Source organism: Chryseobacterium arachidis (assembly GCF_900129245.1).
Lineage (GTDB): Bacteria > Bacteroidota > Bacteroidia > Flavobacteriales > Weeksellaceae > Chryseobacterium > Chryseobacterium arachidis.
The window spans coordinates 1-17,006 of record NZ_FQUT01000022.1; the positions used below are offsets into that span (position 1 = coordinate 1).

15 protein-coding genes and 1 pseudogene are annotated in these 17,006 nt (G+C 37.5%); 2 read left to right on the top strand and 14 right to left on the bottom strand.

Features of this window, described 5'->3' with window-relative positions; genetic code table 11:
* Positions 1-130: 130 nt before the first annotated feature.
* Both BUA89_RS23020 and BUA89_RS22025 read right to left on the bottom strand, forming a co-directional pair.
* Entirely contained in the window at positions 131-298 is a 168-nt protein-coding gene (locus tag BUA89_RS23020) for a hypothetical protein (RefSeq protein ID WP_228420667.1), read from the bottom strand.
* 393 nt (positions 299-691) lie between these two features.
* Entirely contained in the window at positions 692-1,237 is a 546-nt protein-coding gene (locus BUA89_RS22025; RefSeq protein WP_072964085.1) for a peptidoglycan-binding protein LysM, read from the bottom strand.
* A gap of 865 nt (positions 1,238-2,102) precedes the next feature.
* Here BUA89_RS22025 and BUA89_RS22030 point away from each other — a divergent pair.
* Together BUA89_RS22030 and BUA89_RS22035 are read left to right on the top strand one after the other, a co-directional pair.
* Positions 2,103-2,558 (top strand): Hsp20/alpha crystallin family protein, encoded by a 456-nt coding sequence (locus tag BUA89_RS22030; protein ID WP_072964154.1) that lies wholly within the window; start codon positions 2,103-2,105, stop codon positions 2,556-2,558.
* A 146-nt stretch (positions 2,559-2,704) separates the two neighbouring features.
* The gene (locus BUA89_RS22035; protein WP_394363800.1) at positions 2,705-3,826 is read left to right on the top strand and encodes a cation:proton antiporter domain-containing protein; all 1,122 of its coding nucleotides are present in this window, start codon (positions 2,705-2,707) and stop codon (positions 3,824-3,826) included.
* A 408-nt stretch (positions 3,827-4,234) separates the two neighbouring features.
* On the opposite strand, the gene BUA89_RS22040 is transcribed toward BUA89_RS22035, so the two are convergent.
* The 12 genes and pseudogenes from BUA89_RS22040 to BUA89_RS22090 all read right to left on the bottom strand — a co-directional run bounded on the left by BUA89_RS22040 (position 4,235) and on the right by BUA89_RS22090 (position 16,998).
* Complete coding sequence (locus tag BUA89_RS22040; RefSeq protein ID WP_072964089.1) at positions 4,235-5,272, bottom strand: aldo/keto reductase; 1,038 nt, start codon at positions 5,270-5,272, stop codon at positions 4,235-4,237.
* A gap of 13 nt (positions 5,273-5,285) precedes the next feature.
* Positions 5,286-5,843 (bottom strand): DUF5661 family protein, encoded by a 558-nt coding sequence (locus tag BUA89_RS22045; RefSeq protein ID WP_072964091.1) that lies wholly within the window; start codon positions 5,841-5,843, stop codon positions 5,286-5,288.
* 2 nt (positions 5,844-5,845) lie between these two features.
* Positions 5,846-6,271 carry a nuclear transport factor 2 family protein gene (locus tag BUA89_RS22050; RefSeq protein ID WP_083531760.1) on the bottom strand — a complete coding sequence of 142 codons (426 nt, stop codon included), beginning with the start codon at positions 6,269-6,271 and terminating at the stop codon, positions 5,846-5,848.
* Positions 6,272-6,273: 2 nt separating this feature from the next.
* A complete protein-coding gene (locus tag BUA89_RS22055; RefSeq protein ID WP_072964093.1) occupies positions 6,274-7,095 on the bottom strand; it encodes an aldo/keto reductase in 822 nt (273 codons plus the stop codon).
* An 18-nt stretch (positions 7,096-7,113) separates the two neighbouring features.
* On the bottom strand, positions 7,114-7,851 hold the full coding sequence (locus BUA89_RS22060; RefSeq protein WP_072964158.1) for a 3-oxoacyl-ACP reductase family protein: 738 nt from the start codon (positions 7,849-7,851) through the stop codon (positions 7,114-7,116).
* Between the two features lie 91 nt (positions 7,852-7,942).
* Positions 7,943-8,818 carry an AraC family transcriptional regulator gene (locus BUA89_RS22065; protein ID WP_072964095.1) on the bottom strand — a complete coding sequence of 292 codons (876 nt, stop codon included), beginning with the start codon at positions 8,816-8,818 and terminating at the stop codon, positions 7,943-7,945.
* A 952-nt stretch (positions 8,819-9,770) separates the two neighbouring features.
* A complete protein-coding gene (locus BUA89_RS23355; protein WP_317043415.1) occupies positions 9,771-9,881 on the bottom strand; it encodes an SDR family oxidoreductase in 111 nt (36 codons plus the stop codon).
* 14 nt (positions 9,882-9,895) lie between these two features.
* Positions 9,896-10,213: an SDR family NAD(P)-dependent oxidoreductase gene (locus BUA89_RS23360; protein WP_228420669.1), complete on the bottom strand. Its 318-nt coding sequence runs from the start codon at positions 10,211-10,213 to the stop codon at positions 9,896-9,898.
* 82 nt (positions 10,214-10,295) lie between these two features.
* Positions 10,296-11,207 (bottom strand): helix-turn-helix domain-containing protein, encoded by a 912-nt coding sequence (locus tag BUA89_RS22075; protein ID WP_072964097.1) that lies wholly within the window; start codon positions 11,205-11,207, stop codon positions 10,296-10,298.
* A gap of 407 nt (positions 11,208-11,614) precedes the next feature.
* Positions 11,615-12,202, bottom strand: a complete 588-nt coding sequence (locus tag BUA89_RS22080; RefSeq protein ID WP_072964099.1) for a TetR/AcrR family transcriptional regulator — start codon at positions 12,200-12,202, stop codon at positions 11,615-11,617.
* A gap of 89 nt (positions 12,203-12,291) precedes the next feature.
* Positions 12,292-13,734 (bottom strand): efflux transporter outer membrane subunit, encoded by a 1,443-nt coding sequence (locus BUA89_RS22085; RefSeq protein WP_072964101.1) that lies wholly within the window; start codon positions 13,732-13,734, stop codon positions 12,292-12,294.
* Positions 13,735-13,826: 92 nt separating this feature from the next.
* Positions 13,827-16,998 (bottom strand): annotated as a pseudogene (locus BUA89_RS22090) (efflux RND transporter permease subunit).
* Positions 16,999-17,006 lie beyond the last annotated feature (8 nt).

Sequence of the window (17,006 nt, forward strand, 5' to 3'; positions counted from 1 at the left end):
TTTGAGGAAGTTTGTCATTATATCTTTTTTACTGAATATCAGCCGCTGTACTATATTTTGTGATCTGCATTTGAATAAGAAAGAAGTACTTTATTGATATTTCTAATTAAAATCTGCTGCAGTAGCACAGTTAATTAACTGTCTTACCAATTGCGGTACTCCCCGCATCAATAGAAATAACATCGTTCAGGGTAATATTTACGGTTATTGTTGCGGCAGTACTCTGCGCCTGAACATTGTTGATTCCTGATATAATGGCTCCGATAGTTAAGACTGCGATGGCGACCTGTTTTATCATGATTGTATTATTTACTTTTTATTCTTTTATTTAGTTGTCCTCTTCTGACATTACAAATCTACAGCGGCGGTAAAAGTTTCTTTGTAGTGTAAAATGTAAGTTCATGTAGTAAAATAACTACACGTACCGGTTAATAGAAAAGCCCCCAAAACTTGCTAAGTTTTGAGGGTCTATATAAACTGCTGTTATTTCTATTATAAAGCTGTCGTAATATAAATTACCGTTTGCTTATAATTTGTTTTAAGGTTTTACAAAAAATATTTATGGGTTGATAAATTTGCTACCATCTTTTTGAATTTTCTCCATAGCGGAATCAGTACAAACAAAATCAAAGGCCTCCTGCAGGAAGCCTTCGAAACACCAAATCACAAAATATTAATATGAAAAATTTATTTATAAAGCTGTTGCTGTATAAGTTACTGTTTGAGTATACGTTCCGGCCGGTTTACCTAAGATATCAGAAGATGACGATTTTGACGCTGGAATCATGTAGTCCAAATTCAGTGTTAAGGCACTTCCAAGCGGAGCATTTGATACCAAAGTCTGATCTGTTGCAGATAAAACAACAGCGCTTTTTGTTCCTCCCATGGTTCCTGAAGCTGTAGCTGCCTTGATGGTCAATACATTGACAGGGATCAGGTTGGTTCCATTCATGAAATTTGCGCCTCCTGCTTTTACTTTTACATTAAAGTTTTTTGTTGAAGTCACTTTTAAAGAGTTGGCTTTAGTAACCGTTTGATCAGAATTATAGTCTGCTGCAGTAACATAGTTGAAGTCAACCGTATTCCCGATTGCAGTACTTCCCGCATCGATGGAAATTACATCATTAAGGGTAATATTTACCGTTGTTGTTGCGGTAGTATTCTGAGCCTGAACATTGCTGGTTCCTAATATGATGGTTCCGATAGTTAAGACTGCGATGGCGATTTGTTTTATCATGATCGTATTATTTTATTTTTTGTTCTTGATTAATTGTCCTCTTTTGACATTACAAATCTACAGCGGTGAAAAAAGTTTCTTTGTAGTGGAACATGGAAGTTCATGTAGTAAAATAACTACATGGATTAGTTAATAGAAAATCCTTCAATACCTCTAAGGGTTGAGGTCGTATATAAATTGCTGTTATTTATAAGGCTATCGTAATATAAAAATGTTCTGGTCATATTTATTGCCTAATAAGACCTGCAAACCAAACAAAGGCTAAAACTAACAGTAATGCAGTAAAGGCAATACCTTGCTAATCTGATTCCTGTTTTCATTTTCTGGAGCCATCCGACGGATAATTTGTCTATTGAAATGAACTTTAAACCAACTGAAATTTAAAATTATTTCAATCGTGGCAATTTGAAATAGCTTTCACCATTAAGTTTGGTTTTCAATTGCTTAAATACTAAGTTTTAATTGTTAATTTCACAAATAGGGAAATGGCTCTTTTAAATTTTAAATGGAGTTATTTTTTGATTTCCTAACTTAACAAATCTATATGATAGTCGATATAAAGCTTATTTTACTAAAAAACAACTGTATTATCACGATGCGATGCTCAGAAATCAATTGAATTTTAATCCAACTGATAATGCGAAAGAAAAATTAAGAAAAACCGACTGAAAATATCGTGAATTGATTGATTCAAATATAAGATAACTTAGAAAACTGAAAGAATGTCTGATAATAAATTTCCTAATTCTGACATTTTTTCACTCAAATCTGACATTTTTTTCCAACACTTGTTTTGGTATATTGTTTGTAAATTTTCAAAATGTGATCATTTAATTTATTGTTTAACATTAAAAAAACGTTTGTTATGTCAATCGAAAAAAGAAACAATGGCAATTTGCTCCCTGCAAATCCACGTACACTGTTCGATGATTTTTTCAGTCGCGAACTTTTTAATTGGGGCAACAATAATTATTCTTCCACTCGTACCACTCTCCCATCAGTAAACATCATGGAGAATCCTGAAAATTTTGTGGTGGAAGTCGCCGCACCGGGTATGGAAAAACAAGATTTCCAGATAAGCCTGGAAGGTAACCTGCTAACGATCTCGTCTTCAAAGAAAAATCATACCGAAGACCAGAATGACAACTACACCCGCAGAGAATTTAGCTATCAGGCCTTTCAGCGAAGTTTTGAGCTGGCAAGAGATGTGGTGGATGAAGAGCATATACAGGCCAAATACGAAAACGGAGTCTTGAAGCTTATAATTCCTAAAAAGGAAGAAGCCAAAAAACGTCCTCCTAAGCTGATCGAAATTCAATAATACAACAGACAGTTATTATCATTGGTTTTCCTTTTTGGAAAACCAATTTTATATAGTAAAAGGTAAAATTAATTCATTATCAACTTTAATGGTAAAATGTTATGAATGGATTACTTTGGGCCATATGTTTATTGTGCCTTACTACCATGGGCATTATGCTCCTTTTGAAGAAACTGCACCAGCCTTATCTTATTGCGTATATCATTGCAGGTATAGTATTAGGGCCGTACGTCTTGGGGATCTTTACAAAACCGGATGAAATAGAAGTTATTGGTGAGTTCGGAATTCTTTTTCTGATGTTCTTTTTAGGAATGGAGATTAACGTACCGAACAACACGAGTTTGCTTATAAAACCTATTATTGCGCAGAGTATGAAAATACTTTTAAGTTTTATCTGTGCCCTCGCCATAGGTTATACAGCCGATTTTTCTCTGAATGATATACTTCTTATCACCATACTTTTCATATTTAATAGTACTGCTGTGGTGAGTGAGTTTTTGAAGAAACATAATACTTTAAAAACAATGTTCGGAATAATGATTCTTAATATGCTGATATTCCAGGACCTGCTTCTTGCCCCGGCGCTAACCCTACTGAAAGTCCAGGGTCAGGAAAGTTTTGATGTTCTTAACATCATAATACCTGTATTGGTCTGTATTGCTATTTTTCTACTTTTGAAAAGGATTAGAAATATACAGGAGATTAAGTTCCCTGTTGTTTCAAATTTTGTTGAAAATGATCACGATCTTCAGGTATTTTTAGGGTTGCTCATCTGTCTTGGGTTTGGATTACTTGCTGAAACTTCGGGTTTAAGCGGAGCACTTGGAAGTTTTATGGCCGGAGTTGTGGTGGGAAGGGTAAAATCCTTTAACTGGCTCGAGCATTCGCTACTGCCTTTTAAAGTATTTTTCACTACTCTTTTTTTTGTTTCCATAGGACTCCGCCTGGATCTTTCATACCTGTTCTCTAATTTCAAAATGGTTTTGCTGGGCACTTTTTTTGTGCTGGCAAGCAATAGTGTAATGTCCGCCCTTATTTTCCGAGTACTAAAATATAACTGGAAGGATAGCTGGTACGGCGGCGCCCTGCTATCACAAACAGGGGAATTCGGTATACTGGCACTATCTGTTGCCTATAAAACCGGAATCATTGAATATTCCTTATACAAGACAGGACTTGGAATTACCTGTCTGTCTCTGTTATTCTCCACAATCTGGATTTCGATGCTGAAAGGAATTATAATCTCTCCCAAAAAACGAGATATTTGAAAATATATTTTGTTTAATTTGAAAGACTATATAAAAAGTAAAATTTCAGAATTTCAGATTATTAAGATTTTATCTGAACAAAATAAAGCCTTATTCAGATGATTGACATGAACAGATAATTTCTCTGCAAAATCCGATGATGAACGCAAGCACAATGTTCCGACATCTTCAGCAGGGAGCTGATGCTATTGAAACCCGTTGTGCATTTTGCAAAATTTTGGTATTAGATCCGTCAGTTCAAGTGTTTTTCGTAACAAAGTGAAGAAAGAATGTATCGGGAACAAATTGATCTTCAAAATTACAAACTTCTCAATACGATTTTTTTCAAAAATCTACTCGAAGCGACGAAAAACAAATCAAAAAATGTGCAACGGGTTTATTGAATTATTATTTAGCACTTTTTATTCCTTATTTATACAAATCAGCCACAGCATTTAACATCGGAAAATTTTTCTGATGTGAATAAGGATAAATTGGATCCACATCACTGACTTTATCTAACATTTTAATCTGTTCTAAAGTTAATGACCAGCCAACAGCTCCGAAGTTGGAGACCAACTGCTCCTCGTTTCTAGCTCCAATGATTACATTAGAAATTGTAGGACGCTGTAATAACCATCTGATGGCAATCTGCGCCGGCGTTTTACCCAGCTCTTCTGAAAGCTTTATCAACACATCAACAATATCATACATTCTTTCTTTGTCTGTATCATTTAACTTTAATGGGCTGCCTCCTTCTGCAATTCTCCCATTTTCCGGTTGAATTTCACGGCGGTATTTGCCGCTAAGCAGACCACTGGACAGTGGGCTCCAAACCATCGTACCCATATTTTGATCAATACCCAGCGGCATCAGTTCCCACTCAAATTCCCTGTTCAACAACGAATAATAGACCTGATGGACAACATATTTGCTCCAGCTGTTCTTCTCCGAAACAGATAAAGATTTCATGAGATGCCAACCGGAAAAATTAGAACAGGCAATATAACGGACTTTACCACTCTGTATAAGCCTGTCTAAGGTTGAGAGGGTTTCCTCCACCGGCGTGTTCGCATCAAAACCATGCATATGGTAAACATCAATATAGTCCGTTCCCAGCCTTCTAAGACTCTCATCACAGGCTTTCATCAGGTGAACTGCGGACGAACCATAATCATTAACACCCTGACCCGTAGGAAAGGTAGCCTTCGTGGATAAGACAATATCTTTTCTTTTTGCTCCCAATGCTTTTCCTAAAATAGACTCTGCTAAACCATCAGAGTATACATTGGCCGTATCGAAAAGGTTAATGTCCTGATCAATACAAATGTCGACAAGTCTTTTAGCTTCATTATCCTGGGTATTTCCCCAAGCCTTAAAAAAATCATTACTGCCCCCGAAAGTTGCGGTTCCGAAGCTTAATTCAGAAACCTTAAGGCCTGTATTACCGAATCTTCTATATTCCATTTTATATTTTTTATTAATGATTAACCTGATCTAAAAACAAAAGCTTTGGCTGATCATTTTCGACTCTCCCTTTCAGGAATTCCAGAAATTTTTTAGTATGATCAGCATTAACATGATAATCAAATGACTCCTGTGATTTAAATACTTCCAAAAAGACAATTTTTAATCCGTTTTCTTTATTAATGTTAAAAGAAAAGGTTTCGCATCCATCTTCTTTAAGCGTTGCCTGCCATACTTCTTTTGCTGCACCATAAAGTTCATCATGATATCCATCCAGTACATTGATTTCCGCAACGATCGTAACTTTTTCACCGTTCTCTTTTTCATCTTTACCGAAACAGGCAAGCAATCGGGTGTAATAGTCCGGAAATTCATTGATATGAGCCAGGGCGATTTTACCTGTCAAAACAGGATCGTTTCCCGTGACATCAGTTGCCGGATCCTGAAAGCCATGTTCCAGTTCTATCTCTAAACCAATGATGAATTCTTGTAAATCTGTCTTAGTCCAATCAATACCGATCTGATCACCGATAGCCTTAGCTTGTGATTCAGTAAAATGTTTTAAATCCATATTTATTCTATTGTGAAATTATTTTCTGAAACTTTTATAAATAACCTTTCCAATATTATACTTGAAATACGCCAATTGCCATCTGTGAAAGTGTACTCTTCATGATAATAACCGTAACCTTCTTTAATAACAGAGTCATCAGTTACCACAACATCATTCATAAACCATATCCCTATAGCACTGTTGTCACCTGTAATTACGATCTGAGGCATTGATCCTGTATGGGCTGTTTTTGTTTGTCTGTGCCTTGATTCAAAATTATTCAAAAGATCCTTTTTCCCTTTAATATGGATGTTCCCCGGATCATAGTCAAATGTTACCTTATCGGTAAGGCAGTCAGCTAAAGCATTCCAATTTTTTTTATCCAGATGCTGAAAATATCTTGCTTTAAGATTCCTGATGTCCTCGATAGCTTCCAAATGATTCATTTCTAAATGCTTTTTAAATATTCAACAATCTTATTTCTGGACACTTCGGTTAAAAGTTCTTCCGATCCTGCTTTAACATTTTCTAAAATATGCTGCTTACTGGTTGTAGCAGGAATCACGCACGTAACGGCCGGATGCGAAATAATATATTTAAGAATAAGACCAGCCCAGGAGGAACACTCTAAATCCGCTACCCACTCCGGCAGTGGTGAACGGGACAGATTTCTCAGTACGGAACCTTCTCCGAAAGGACGGTTGATGATCGTTGCAACACCACGATCTAAAGCTGTATCTAATAGTTTTTTTTCTGCATTCCTGTTGAACAGGGAATAATTAAACTGGACAAAATCAATATCCTCACTTTTTATAAGTTCAACCAGCTGGTCATGCGAGCGGTCTGTATAATGGGTCAAACCTATATAACGTATTTTTCCTGCCTGCTTTAATTCTTTTAAAAAGGGCAGATGCGTTTTCCAATCTACCAGATTATGGATCTGCAGAAGATCAATTGTTTTTCTTTTCATTTTAATAAATGAATCTTCTATCTGTTTTTCTCCTGCTTGTCTTCCTTCCGCCCAGACCTTTGTTGCGTAGAATAATTCCGAGCCATATCTTGATTGGTGAGTAATATCACCTATGGCCTCTTCTGCCTTTCCATACATTGGCGAAGAATCAATCAATCTCCCACCGTGTTCAGCCCAGGCAGAAACAATTTCACTTAGATTGATTATATCTGAATCGTGCTTCGTATCGAAAGACTGCCAGGTCCCTAACCCTATGACAGGAAGCAGTTCCCCACTGGATGGTATCGTTTTGTAAATCATAACATCAACTTTATTTGATCAGCTCATGTACCAGCCTCCGTTAACATTAAACGTCTGACCGGTAATGTAACCGTTATCCACCAAGAGAAGAACGACAGAGGCTACTTCATCAGGTTGGCCAAAACGTTTTACAGGGATGAGATCCGGCGTTATTGACGGATTGTCTTTGATCATATCGGTTTCGATTAATGCGGGGGCTACAGCATTAACGGTAACTCCGGATTCCGCAAGGAGTTTTGCATAAGAATGGGTCAGTCCGATCATCGCCGCCTTAGACGCGGCATAGTGAGGCCCGATCACACCGCCTGTCTGCGCAGCAATGGAAGAAATATTGATGATGCGCCCATACTTCTGTTTCTTCATATGAGGGATCACTGCCTGCGAGGTTAAAAATGCAGAGTTTAAGTTGATATTGACACAATTCTGAAAATCACTGAAAGTGATATCTTCCAGGGAAAACGTAGGATTAATTCCTGCATTGTTGACCAAAATATCGACATATCCAAGATCCTTAAATATCTTTGAAAACATTTCATTAACATCTGCTTCCAGAGAAACGTCTGCCTGCAATGCGACGGCATTACCGCCCATTTTCTTTATATGGTCAACAAGTTCTTCCGCAGAAGCGGCATTACTCTTATAATTGATGATGACGGTCGCTCCGGCAATGGCCAGATGAATGGCAATTTCCTTTCCCAATCCTCTGGAGGCACCGGTTACCAATGTAACTTTACCTGATAATTTTTTTGTACTCATAACAATTTTACCATTTCTATACATTAAATGCATAAGTTGTTTTATTATGACAAAATTGATCAAAAATTAAGGTAAACCTTTAGGAGCATCGTTATAAATTTTGGTACTTTTCGGACATCTCTCTTCTGTACGCCAATGGTGTCATCTTTTCTTTTTCACGGAATTGACGGGAAAAATAGGATACATCCTCAAAACCTAAATAATCTGATATATCTCCTATGGGCCAATCACTATGAATCAACAGCCGTTTGATTTCCAGAAGGATACGCTCCCGGATAAATTCACCTGCAGGCTTACCTGAAACCTGCTTACAAATTTGGTTCAGGCGGTGTGAGGTCATTGCCATCTGGTCAGAATAAAACTGTAAGTTTTTGTGTATTTTAAAATTCTCTTCCACCAGTTTTTTAAAATTTTTAAATCTTATCACATTCGAATGCTCGTAAGTTTCCCTCTTTGAATCCGCGATCCGCTGAATTTTATTCAAGAGTACAAAAAGCAAGTGTCCAATAATAACTGAAGATTTCTCTTTGCGTTCAGCTTCGTTCTCCATCATTTCTATAACCTTCAATAGTTCATTGCGGGATTCATCACTTAACTGCAGACTGGGCAGACCAACACTGTTATCCAGAAAACTTAGAGACAAAAGTTTATCTTTGTTATTCGCTGTCAACATCAGAAATTCCTCTGTAAAAGTGATACTGTACCCTTTTACGTCTTTTGTGGAAGACATCTGGTGCAGTTGTCCCGGTGAAATAAAAAACAGCGTATTAGGTTCAATTTCATTTTGATGATAATCGATTACCTGTGTGGCTATACCGGAAGTGAGCCACAATATCTCATAGAAACTATGCTTATGGGGCCATTCAAGATTAGGAGGTCTTTTCAAATATTCGAACCGTTCCAAGGTAAACATACCTTTAACGCTATTTTCCGATGGAAAATCCGTGATATTATAAGTAGTAAACATTCCTAATTATAGCTTTTTTATATATACAACCTTTTCCATATAAAATTGATTGTAAACCCTCTTTTATATCTTAAAGTAATCTGAAGTATTAAAGATAGTGATTTTGACACTATATTATTTTTTACTGTCTCTAATTAAGCCAGGATTATTACGGTCTCAGCAATTATCTCAAGAGCTTTGGTAAAATGTTGTGACAGTAGGATTGATTAGGACAAAAACTAATGAATATACGTATCTATCGTTTGGGGCTTTAATTTTTAAACGATTGAATTACTTATTATTACTGAAGATATTGTTTAAATGGCAACTTATTCCGAATTATTTCAAACTTCGTTATCAGTCTAAACCATTCCATCTACTACAACTACATTCCAGCGTGCTTCCATAAATTTTTCTATTTGAGGATGAGCAATTTCTTTTCACACTGCAAAAGAGAGCAAAATTCGTCGGCACGGAATACCCGACAAGCAACACTTAATTTAACCCAAACTTACAGCATTTGGTAGACCAGTGATAATGTCAGAATTTGATAAGTGGTATTATTTAAGGAAATTAAAAATTAAATGCCAATACATTATAAAAATTATCACATATAAAAATTCACAATAAACCGTAGTTTGGACTTACTGTTAACTGCGACACATTTTGAAAAAGTATAACAAATGGGAAAAGAAAGAACTATTTTATCTGCAAGCATTGTTCCTGGAAATGCTTTGCAGATAAAATAGTTATTGATCATTGATAAAGATATTACAAAATCCAAGACGGGACCAGGATAAGTGAGACTTTTTAATTAAATGAGAAAGAGTGTAACACCAATTGTGTCATTGGATTAAAATCACAAAACCTCTTTCCAATTCGAGCTTATCCCCAAATCTAATATGAGTCAGTAAAATAAACAGTGCCACTTTTCTTAAAATGGCACTCTTAAAACAAATTTGATATTCAGCAACTACTGAATGCTCATCCCGCCGTCTATAACCTGCTCTGTTCCCGTAAGAAACGATGATTCGTCAGATGCTAAAAACACTACCAGGTCACTAACTTCACTTGCATCTGCCATTCTGCCCAGAGGTGTCACATCTGCTGCTCCGCCTCCATCTTCGCGGTTTTTATCGGACCTAAAATTCCTGCGTTGTTGACCAAAACATTGATGTGTCCAAACTTTTCTTCTCCTTTCGCTACAACATTTTTCCATTGTTCTACATCCGAAACATCGTGCTTTATAAACAAAGCGTTTTCACCTAATTCATCAGCAATCTTTTTTCCCTTTTCTTCATTAAGATCAGTAAGTATGACCTTGGCTCCTTCTGCAATAAATTTTCTTGCGTGTGATTCTCCCATTCCTTGTGATGCACCGGTAATAATGGCTATTTTTCCTTTTAATCGTTCCATACTAATTGAATTTAATTATTAAATAAAATTAGTGATTGATCATCTCCTATTGCTTACCAGAAGTTGGACAAACTTTATCATTTTATGGATTTGTCAAAATATTGTATTTGCGAAATGAAGTGGGCGTACTACCTGTCTGCTTTTTAAAATAGCGGCTGAACGATTGAAGATTGGTAAATTGAAGATGATCGGCGATTTGACTTATTGACTCGCTGGAACCTGACAAACGCTCCTTGCATTCAGACAGGAGCGCCAAATTGATGATCTCTGCAGGAGTCTGATAAAACTGGTTTTTTACAATTTTATGCAGGTAATTGGTTGTGATATTCAGCTCTTGAGCATAAAATTCAATATTTCTAAAGGTTAAATAGTGTTTTGAAACAAGTTTTTTGAAACTGTATCCTATCTCTTCCTCACGAGGCTGATGAATGATGTTTCTGTTTTCGATGTACCTGTTTACCAAAAAATCGCTTTCGTTGATCAATGCGAGAAGAATGCTTTTGGCGGAATAGATCCACCGTTCGTTGTCTGCCTCTGATGCAACTAAAAAATCCAGTGTGCGTGTAAACAAAGTATTCATTTTCGAGTGATCTTCCTTGGAAAGAACGACCTGAGAACCGAATTTGTTTTTCAGAAAAGAATTGGGCGCAATGGAGAAGAAACTCTCAAAAAGATAATCCATAAACTTTTTTGTAAACAGAACAAACATTCCTTTTGTACCAGCTTCTATCTTAATAACTTTTACATTTTGTTCAGGACGATAGATCAATAATGAACGTTCATCTATCAGAAATTTCTGGTAGTCTACTTTGATCGTGATGCTACCGGAATTGATAATTCCATAGGCAAAATAATGCGGCTTCATCTCAAAAGGCTCGAAGATCTCGGGTACATCTGTAAGATACAGAAAATCATCTGAAATACTCCAGTCGAGTTTTCTATAGTTGATGATATTCCTTATGGTATATTGCTTAATTTCATCCTTCCTTTTCATTGATTTAAGTTATCAAATTTATCGTAATGATGCTACATTTTTCAAAACATTTATTACATCAGAAATTTTGATGCAGGTTTAAATGACGTAAATAACTAAAAATATAGCTGAAAATGTTTTAATCTGATCCTATTTTCTCTCTTCGAGAATTCCTTATCATTATTGAGTGTATCCTTATTTTGATACTGTGACTATATGAACGGAGTAGAATATTCTATTCTGGATGTGATATTTCTCATTGTTATTCTCTCACTTACTTCCGAGTTCAAAATTTCCATTACTACTTCGATAATCAAACTGGAGATTTAGGCTTTTTCTTTAAAATATTTTCTTTACTTTACACAATATCAATTTATTGCCATCAATTTTCCTTCAACTTATTAGTATAATTGCCAATGTGTGATATATTAATTCCTACCAAAAAGGATATCCAAAATTCTTTCGTTCTTATTCTTACAGTCATCAAAAATCGACTTGCGATGCACAGGAAGGTCTAAACTGCGGAAAAAATTGCTGAAGATGTATGAAAAGGAAGAAAGTGAAAACAGATCACTTAAAAACACTTGTGCATCGGGATAATTGACCTCTTTCCGGTCGATCGCTTCCTGGACTTCTGAAATCAGATCTTTAAAACTATCTAACACATCCTGAAAATATTTTTGCAGATCATTGCTGACTTTGAGCCTTACCATCAGAAAAACATCGATGTATGGATACAGCCTGCAGATCTTATCCGACTCTTCTAAAAAATTGAGAATCTTACTTTTCAGATTGTCTTTAGAAATCAATGTTTCGTAACGAGGTTGTACTAGAATGTTAAGAATCTCTTTGGTAACAATAGCCTGAAGATTGTCCCTCGATCTGAAATAATAGTGAATGACCGTACGGCTTGCCTTTGATCTTTCAGCGACATCGTATAGCGTAAATCCGAAATTTCCCTCTTTTAACAAAAGATCTACCGTGGCAGCTTTTATTTTGTTTTCTGTATCACTCATTCTTTATAAATTTAAAATAGCAGCCAGCGGAATCCACCAACTGCTACAACAAGAAAAAAATTTAATTATAATAGTTCATATCATCGGGTCTATTGCCATCCTCCTCCGAGTGCCCGGTAAAGATCAACCACAGCATTGAGCTTCTGAACTTTGATGGTTGCCAAGCTAAGTTCAGCCTGTAGTTTATTATTCTGAGCCGTAATTATGTCAAGATACGTCGCCATATCCTGCTGAAATAATTTTGTTGAAGTATTAACTGCTTTTTCAGATCTGGTTACCAATTGTGTCGTCACTTTATCCTGTTCATCGGCAGATTCTATGGTCGCCAGAACATTTGAAACTTCTCCTACTGCATTCAGAACGGTTTGTTTAAAGGTAAGCTCAGATTGTTCCATCATTATTTTAGATTGTTCGTACTGAGTTTTTAGCTGTTTTCCATTCAATAAAGGCATAGCCAATGATCCCATTGCTGTTCCAAACAAAGATCCCGGAATATCAAACCAGTTTTTAAAATTCAAAGAGTTCAATCCGCCTTGCGCTGTAATATTCAAAGCCGGATACATACTTGCTTTGGAAACCTTTACGTTGGCAAAAGCTCTTCTTACATCCATCTCACTGCTCTTTACATCGGGTCTGTGGCTCAATAATTCAGATGGAAGCCCTACAGCGTTATAGTTCGGTGTTTTTACGTCGACAAGTTTAGATTTTCTTATAATTTCGCCAGGCATTTTTCCTGTTAAAATACTTAAAGCATTTTCCTGAATGATAATCGATTGCTTGATCTGAGGAATTGTCGCCAGAATCTGATCTCTCGTATTTTCCTGCTGTTCTACAGAAAGACTGGTCGTGATACCCAATTCCTGTTGTTTGGTTATCATTTTAAGGGTTTTGTTGACCAATTCTAGATTGGAATTAGTAATTTCCATCTGCGTATCGAGCATCAAGAGATTATAATATCCCTGAGCAATCTGTGCCACCAATTGTGTCTGAACCGCCTTTGCCGCCTCCTGAGTCTGAAGATAACTTGCCAAAGCCGTTTCTTTTCTTCCCTTTATCTTCCCCCAAATATCTGCTTCCCACGAAATGGATACACTTGAACTATAATCTTCGATGAAACTTTTTCCAGTGATAGCCGGTGCAAATGAACCGTTCAAACTGTTTTCTGATGGTCTGTTGATGGATGCAGCCCCAAAAGTGAGATTAACATTAGGAACATTACCCCATTTTGATTGCTTGTAGCTTAAGGAAGCGATCTCAATCTGTTTTACGGCAACTTGCAGGTCGTTGTTATTCGTTACTCCGGCATCTATAAGTGCGAGTAATTCCGGATCGGAAAAGAACTCGCGGTATGGAATCTTCGCGATACTTTCTGTTGTAGAATCTTCTGCCAAATCAATCGCTGTATTGTTTCTGAAATTTTCTGGCAACTCGACTTCCGGCTTGTCATATTTAGCAACACTGCAAGAGGTCAAGCTAATGAAAAGTACCGCTGCTGCTGCATTTATATAAAGTTTATTATTGTTGAATTTCATTGGATAGATTTTTATCATTGATATCAGAGTAAGCTATTTTTACATCAGCCCACCCTGAATATCCTGATAATTAATAATTGATTATTTAAAACTTAATGCGCTTTCTTCAGTTTTGAAGGCTCATAATCCCAAACACTCTCATCTAATGGTTTTCCTCTTAATTTTTCCTGTAAAAACTGGAATACTACAAATAAGACCGGTGTGATGAACACTCCTAAAACAGTTCCGAACAACATTCCGAAAACGGCTGCATATCCAATCGAATGATTTCCAATCGCTGAAGGTCCTGATGCAAACAGTAGCGGCATCAGACCAGCGATAAACGCCAAGGAGGTCATCAAAATAGGACGCAATCTGGCTTTCGCTCCTTCCACAGCGGATGCGGTTAGACTTTTCCCGGCTCTTCTTCTTTGGATGGCAAATTCCACAATCAAAATTGCATTTTTTGCCAAGAGACCAATCAACATAATGAGGGCAACCTGAACATATATATTGTTTGAAATATCCGCAATCTAGGGAGATCCCGACAAACACGCCTAATAAACCAGTCGGAATACCCAATAATACAGCGAACGGTACAATGTAACTTTCATACTGGGCAGAAAGAATGAAATACACAAACACGAGACACAAACTGAAAATCATTGCAGACTGACCGCCCGAAGACTGTTCTTCACGGCTCATCCCTTTCAGGTCATAGGTAAATCCTGTAGGTAAGGTCCGGGCACTTACTTCTTTCACTGCTGCCATTGCCTGACCTGTACTGAATCCCGGAGCCGGCATTGCAGTAATATTAATGGCATTAAACAAGTTATGATGATCTACCACATCTGGTCCTGCCGTTTGTTTCAGAGAAGCAATTGTGCTTACAGGCACCATTTCGCCCATCGCATTTTTAATATTGATACTGTTCAATGAAGCGGGATCAGCACGGAATTCCGGGGCAGACTGAATCACTACACGGTAATATTTTCCGAACCGGTTGAAGTCTGAGGCCTGCATACTTCCGTAATATCCCTGCATTACAGCCATTAGATCAGAAACATTTACTCCTAATTGCTTAGCTTTTACTTCATCTACAACCAATTCATACTGAGGAAAAGATGCGTTGAAGGTAGAAAATGCCATTGCAATTTCGGGTCTCTGCATCAATGCGCCCATATAGGCATTGGCAGTTTCGTTAAATTTGGTCAAAGAACCAGAAGTACGGTCCTGTAATACGAGTTCCATACCGCTGGTATTACCAAAACCTGGAACTGTCGGCATTCCCAGAACGAAGAAAGAACCTTCTTTGATTTCACTCAATGCCCCTTGAAGCTGCCCTGCAATTTCTGTAATTGCAGCTCTTTCTTTCGGCTTTTTTAATTTAATCATAAAAACACCGCTTGAAGAAGAGATACTGAAATTCAGCATATTCAGACCATTTACAGATACCACCCTGTCGACTGCCGGATTTTTTGATATCAATTTTTCTGCCCTTTCAATAACATCGGTTGTTCGGCTTTGTGTAGCTCCCGCCGGAAGCGTGATCGTAGCCATTAGGAAAGATTGGTCTTCATCAGGAATAAATCCTGTAGGTGTCTTGGTAAACATCCACGCAAAAAGCGCAACAACAATCGCTAAACCAGTAAATGCTACCCATTTTCTTTTGATTAAAAACAAAACAGATTTACCATATCTAAAGGTCATTTTATCAAACGAAGCATTGAAGCCGGCAAAGAATTTTTCTTTGAACGTCATTTTTTTAACTTCGTGCTTATGTCCTGGTTCGTGATGCTGCTTTAAAAGAATTGCACAAAGCGCCGGACTCAAAGTCAATGCATTAACTGCCGAAATTACAATTGCAATTGCCAGCGTTAAGGCAAACTGCTGATAGAAGATCCCTGTTGGGCCTTCCATAAATGCCACCGGAACGAATACTGCAGACATTACCAATGTAATCGAAAAGATCGCTCCTGTAATCTCGCTCATCGCAGACATTGTAGCAGCTCTAGGATTCAGTTTTCTGTGATCCATCTTGGCGTGAACGGCTTCTACCACCACAATCGCATCATCCACCACAATACCAATCGCCAATACGAGCGCAAACAAAGTAAGCAGGTTGATGGAGAACCCGAAAACACTCATAAAGAAGAATGTTCCCACAATCGATACCGGTACCGCAATAGCCGGAATTAAAGTAGACCTGAAATCCTGAAGGAAAATAAATACCACAATGAATACCAAGATAAATGCTTCGATCAAAGTATGAACCAGCTGATCGATCGATTGATCGAGTGATTCTTTTGAGCTGTGCATAATATTGTATTTCACCCCAGTTGGGAAAGACTTGGAAAGTTCTTTGATTCTCGCCTGTGCTGCAACTTCGATTTCATTCGCATTAGAACCCGCAGTCTGAAACAATGCAACCATTACCCCTTGTTTTTTGTTGAATAAGGTAGAAACGCCATAATCATAAGACCCGAATTCTACTTTTGCAACATCCTTCAATCGTAAAGTACTTCCACCATTATCCGCTCTCAGGATAATATTTTCGTATTGAGAAGGCTCTGTATTTTTACCTTTATATCGGATGACATAGTCCAAAGCTTCTTTACTTCTCTCGCCTAACCTTCCCGGAGCCGCCTCTACGTTTTGCCCTTGAATTGCACCTGCAACTTCCTGCGGAGTGATATTGTACGCGGCCATCCTTTGAGGATCAAGCCATACTCTCATCGAATAATCTTTGTTACCAAAAACCATCGCATCACCTACCCCTTTGATACGTTTCAACTCGGGTACGATGTTGATTTTTGCGTAGTTTTCTACAAAAAGGTCATTTACATTAGGATCTTCACTATAAAGGGTGATCATAGACAAAATACTGCTTTGTCTCTTCATCGTTGTGACACCAATCTGAACGACCTCAGTAGGGAGCTGACTGGTCGCTTGAGCCACACGGTTCTGAACGTTTACCGCTGCCTGATCCGGATCTGTTCCTAATTTAAAAATCACATTCAGCATCAAAGATCCGTTACTGGAAGTCGATGTGATATAGTCCATATTTTCTACCCCATTGATGGCGTTTTCGAGAGGTGGCGCTACTGAACGTGCAATCACTTCAGAACTCGCTCCCGGATAGGTTGCTATTACAGTAACGCTGGGCGGCGCAATTTCGGGAAAGGTTGTGATTGGGAGGGTTTTCATCCCCACAAGCCCCAAGATCACAAGTATGACAGAGATCACTGTAGCGAGTACAGGTCTCTTTATAATTGTTTTTAACATTTTACTGG

Excerpts from the sequence above, each read along its gene's own strand:
- BUA89_RS23020 (WP_228420667.1), bottom strand. The coding sequence starts at position 298 with ATGATAAAACAGGTCGCCATCGCAGTCTTAACTATCGGAGCCATTATA.
- BUA89_RS22025 (WP_072964085.1), bottom strand. The coding sequence starts at position 1,237 with ATGATAAAACAAATCGCCATCGCAGTCTTAACTATCGGAACCATCATA.
- BUA89_RS22030 (WP_072964154.1), top strand. The coding sequence starts at position 2,103 with ATGTCAATCGAAAAAAGAAACAATGGCAATTTGCTCCCTGCAAATCCA.
- BUA89_RS22035 (WP_394363800.1), top strand. The coding sequence starts at position 2,705 with ATGGGCATTATGCTCCTTTTGAAGAAACTGCACCAGCCTTATCTTATT.
- BUA89_RS22040 (WP_072964089.1), bottom strand. The coding sequence starts at position 5,272 with ATGGAATATAGAAGATTCGGTAATACAGGCCTTAAGGTTTCTGAATTA.
- BUA89_RS22045 (WP_072964091.1), bottom strand. The coding sequence starts at position 5,843 with ATGGATTTAAAACATTTTACTGAATCACAAGCTAAGGCTATCGGTGAT.
- BUA89_RS22050 (WP_083531760.1), bottom strand. The coding sequence starts at position 6,271 with ATGAATCATTTGGAAGCTATCGAGGACATCAGGAATCTTAAAGCAAGA.
- BUA89_RS22055 (WP_072964093.1), bottom strand. The coding sequence starts at position 7,095 with ATGATTTACAAAACGATACCATCCAGTGGGGAACTGCTTCCTGTCATA.
- BUA89_RS22060 (WP_072964158.1), bottom strand. The coding sequence starts at position 7,851 with ATGAGTACAAAAAAATTATCAGGTAAAGTTACATTGGTAACCGGTGCC.
- BUA89_RS22065 (WP_072964095.1), bottom strand. The coding sequence starts at position 8,818 with ATGTTTACTACTTATAATATCACGGATTTTCCATCGGAAAATAGCGTT.
- BUA89_RS23355 (WP_317043415.1), bottom strand. The coding sequence starts at position 9,881 with ATGGCAGATGCAAGTGAAGTTAGTGACCTGGTAGTGTTTTTAGCATCT.
- BUA89_RS23360 (WP_228420669.1), bottom strand. The coding sequence starts at position 10,213 with ATGGAACGATTAAAAGGAAAAATAGCCATTATTACCGGTGCATCACAA.
- BUA89_RS22075 (WP_072964097.1), bottom strand. The coding sequence starts at position 11,207 with ATGAAAAGGAAGGATGAAATTAAGCAATATACCATAAGGAATATCATC.
- BUA89_RS22080 (WP_072964099.1), bottom strand. The coding sequence starts at position 12,202 with ATGAGTGATACAGAAAACAAAATAAAAGCTGCCACGGTAGATCTTTTG.
- BUA89_RS22085 (WP_072964101.1), bottom strand. The coding sequence starts at position 13,734 with ATGAAATTCAACAATAATAAACTTTATATAAATGCAGCAGCAGCGGTA.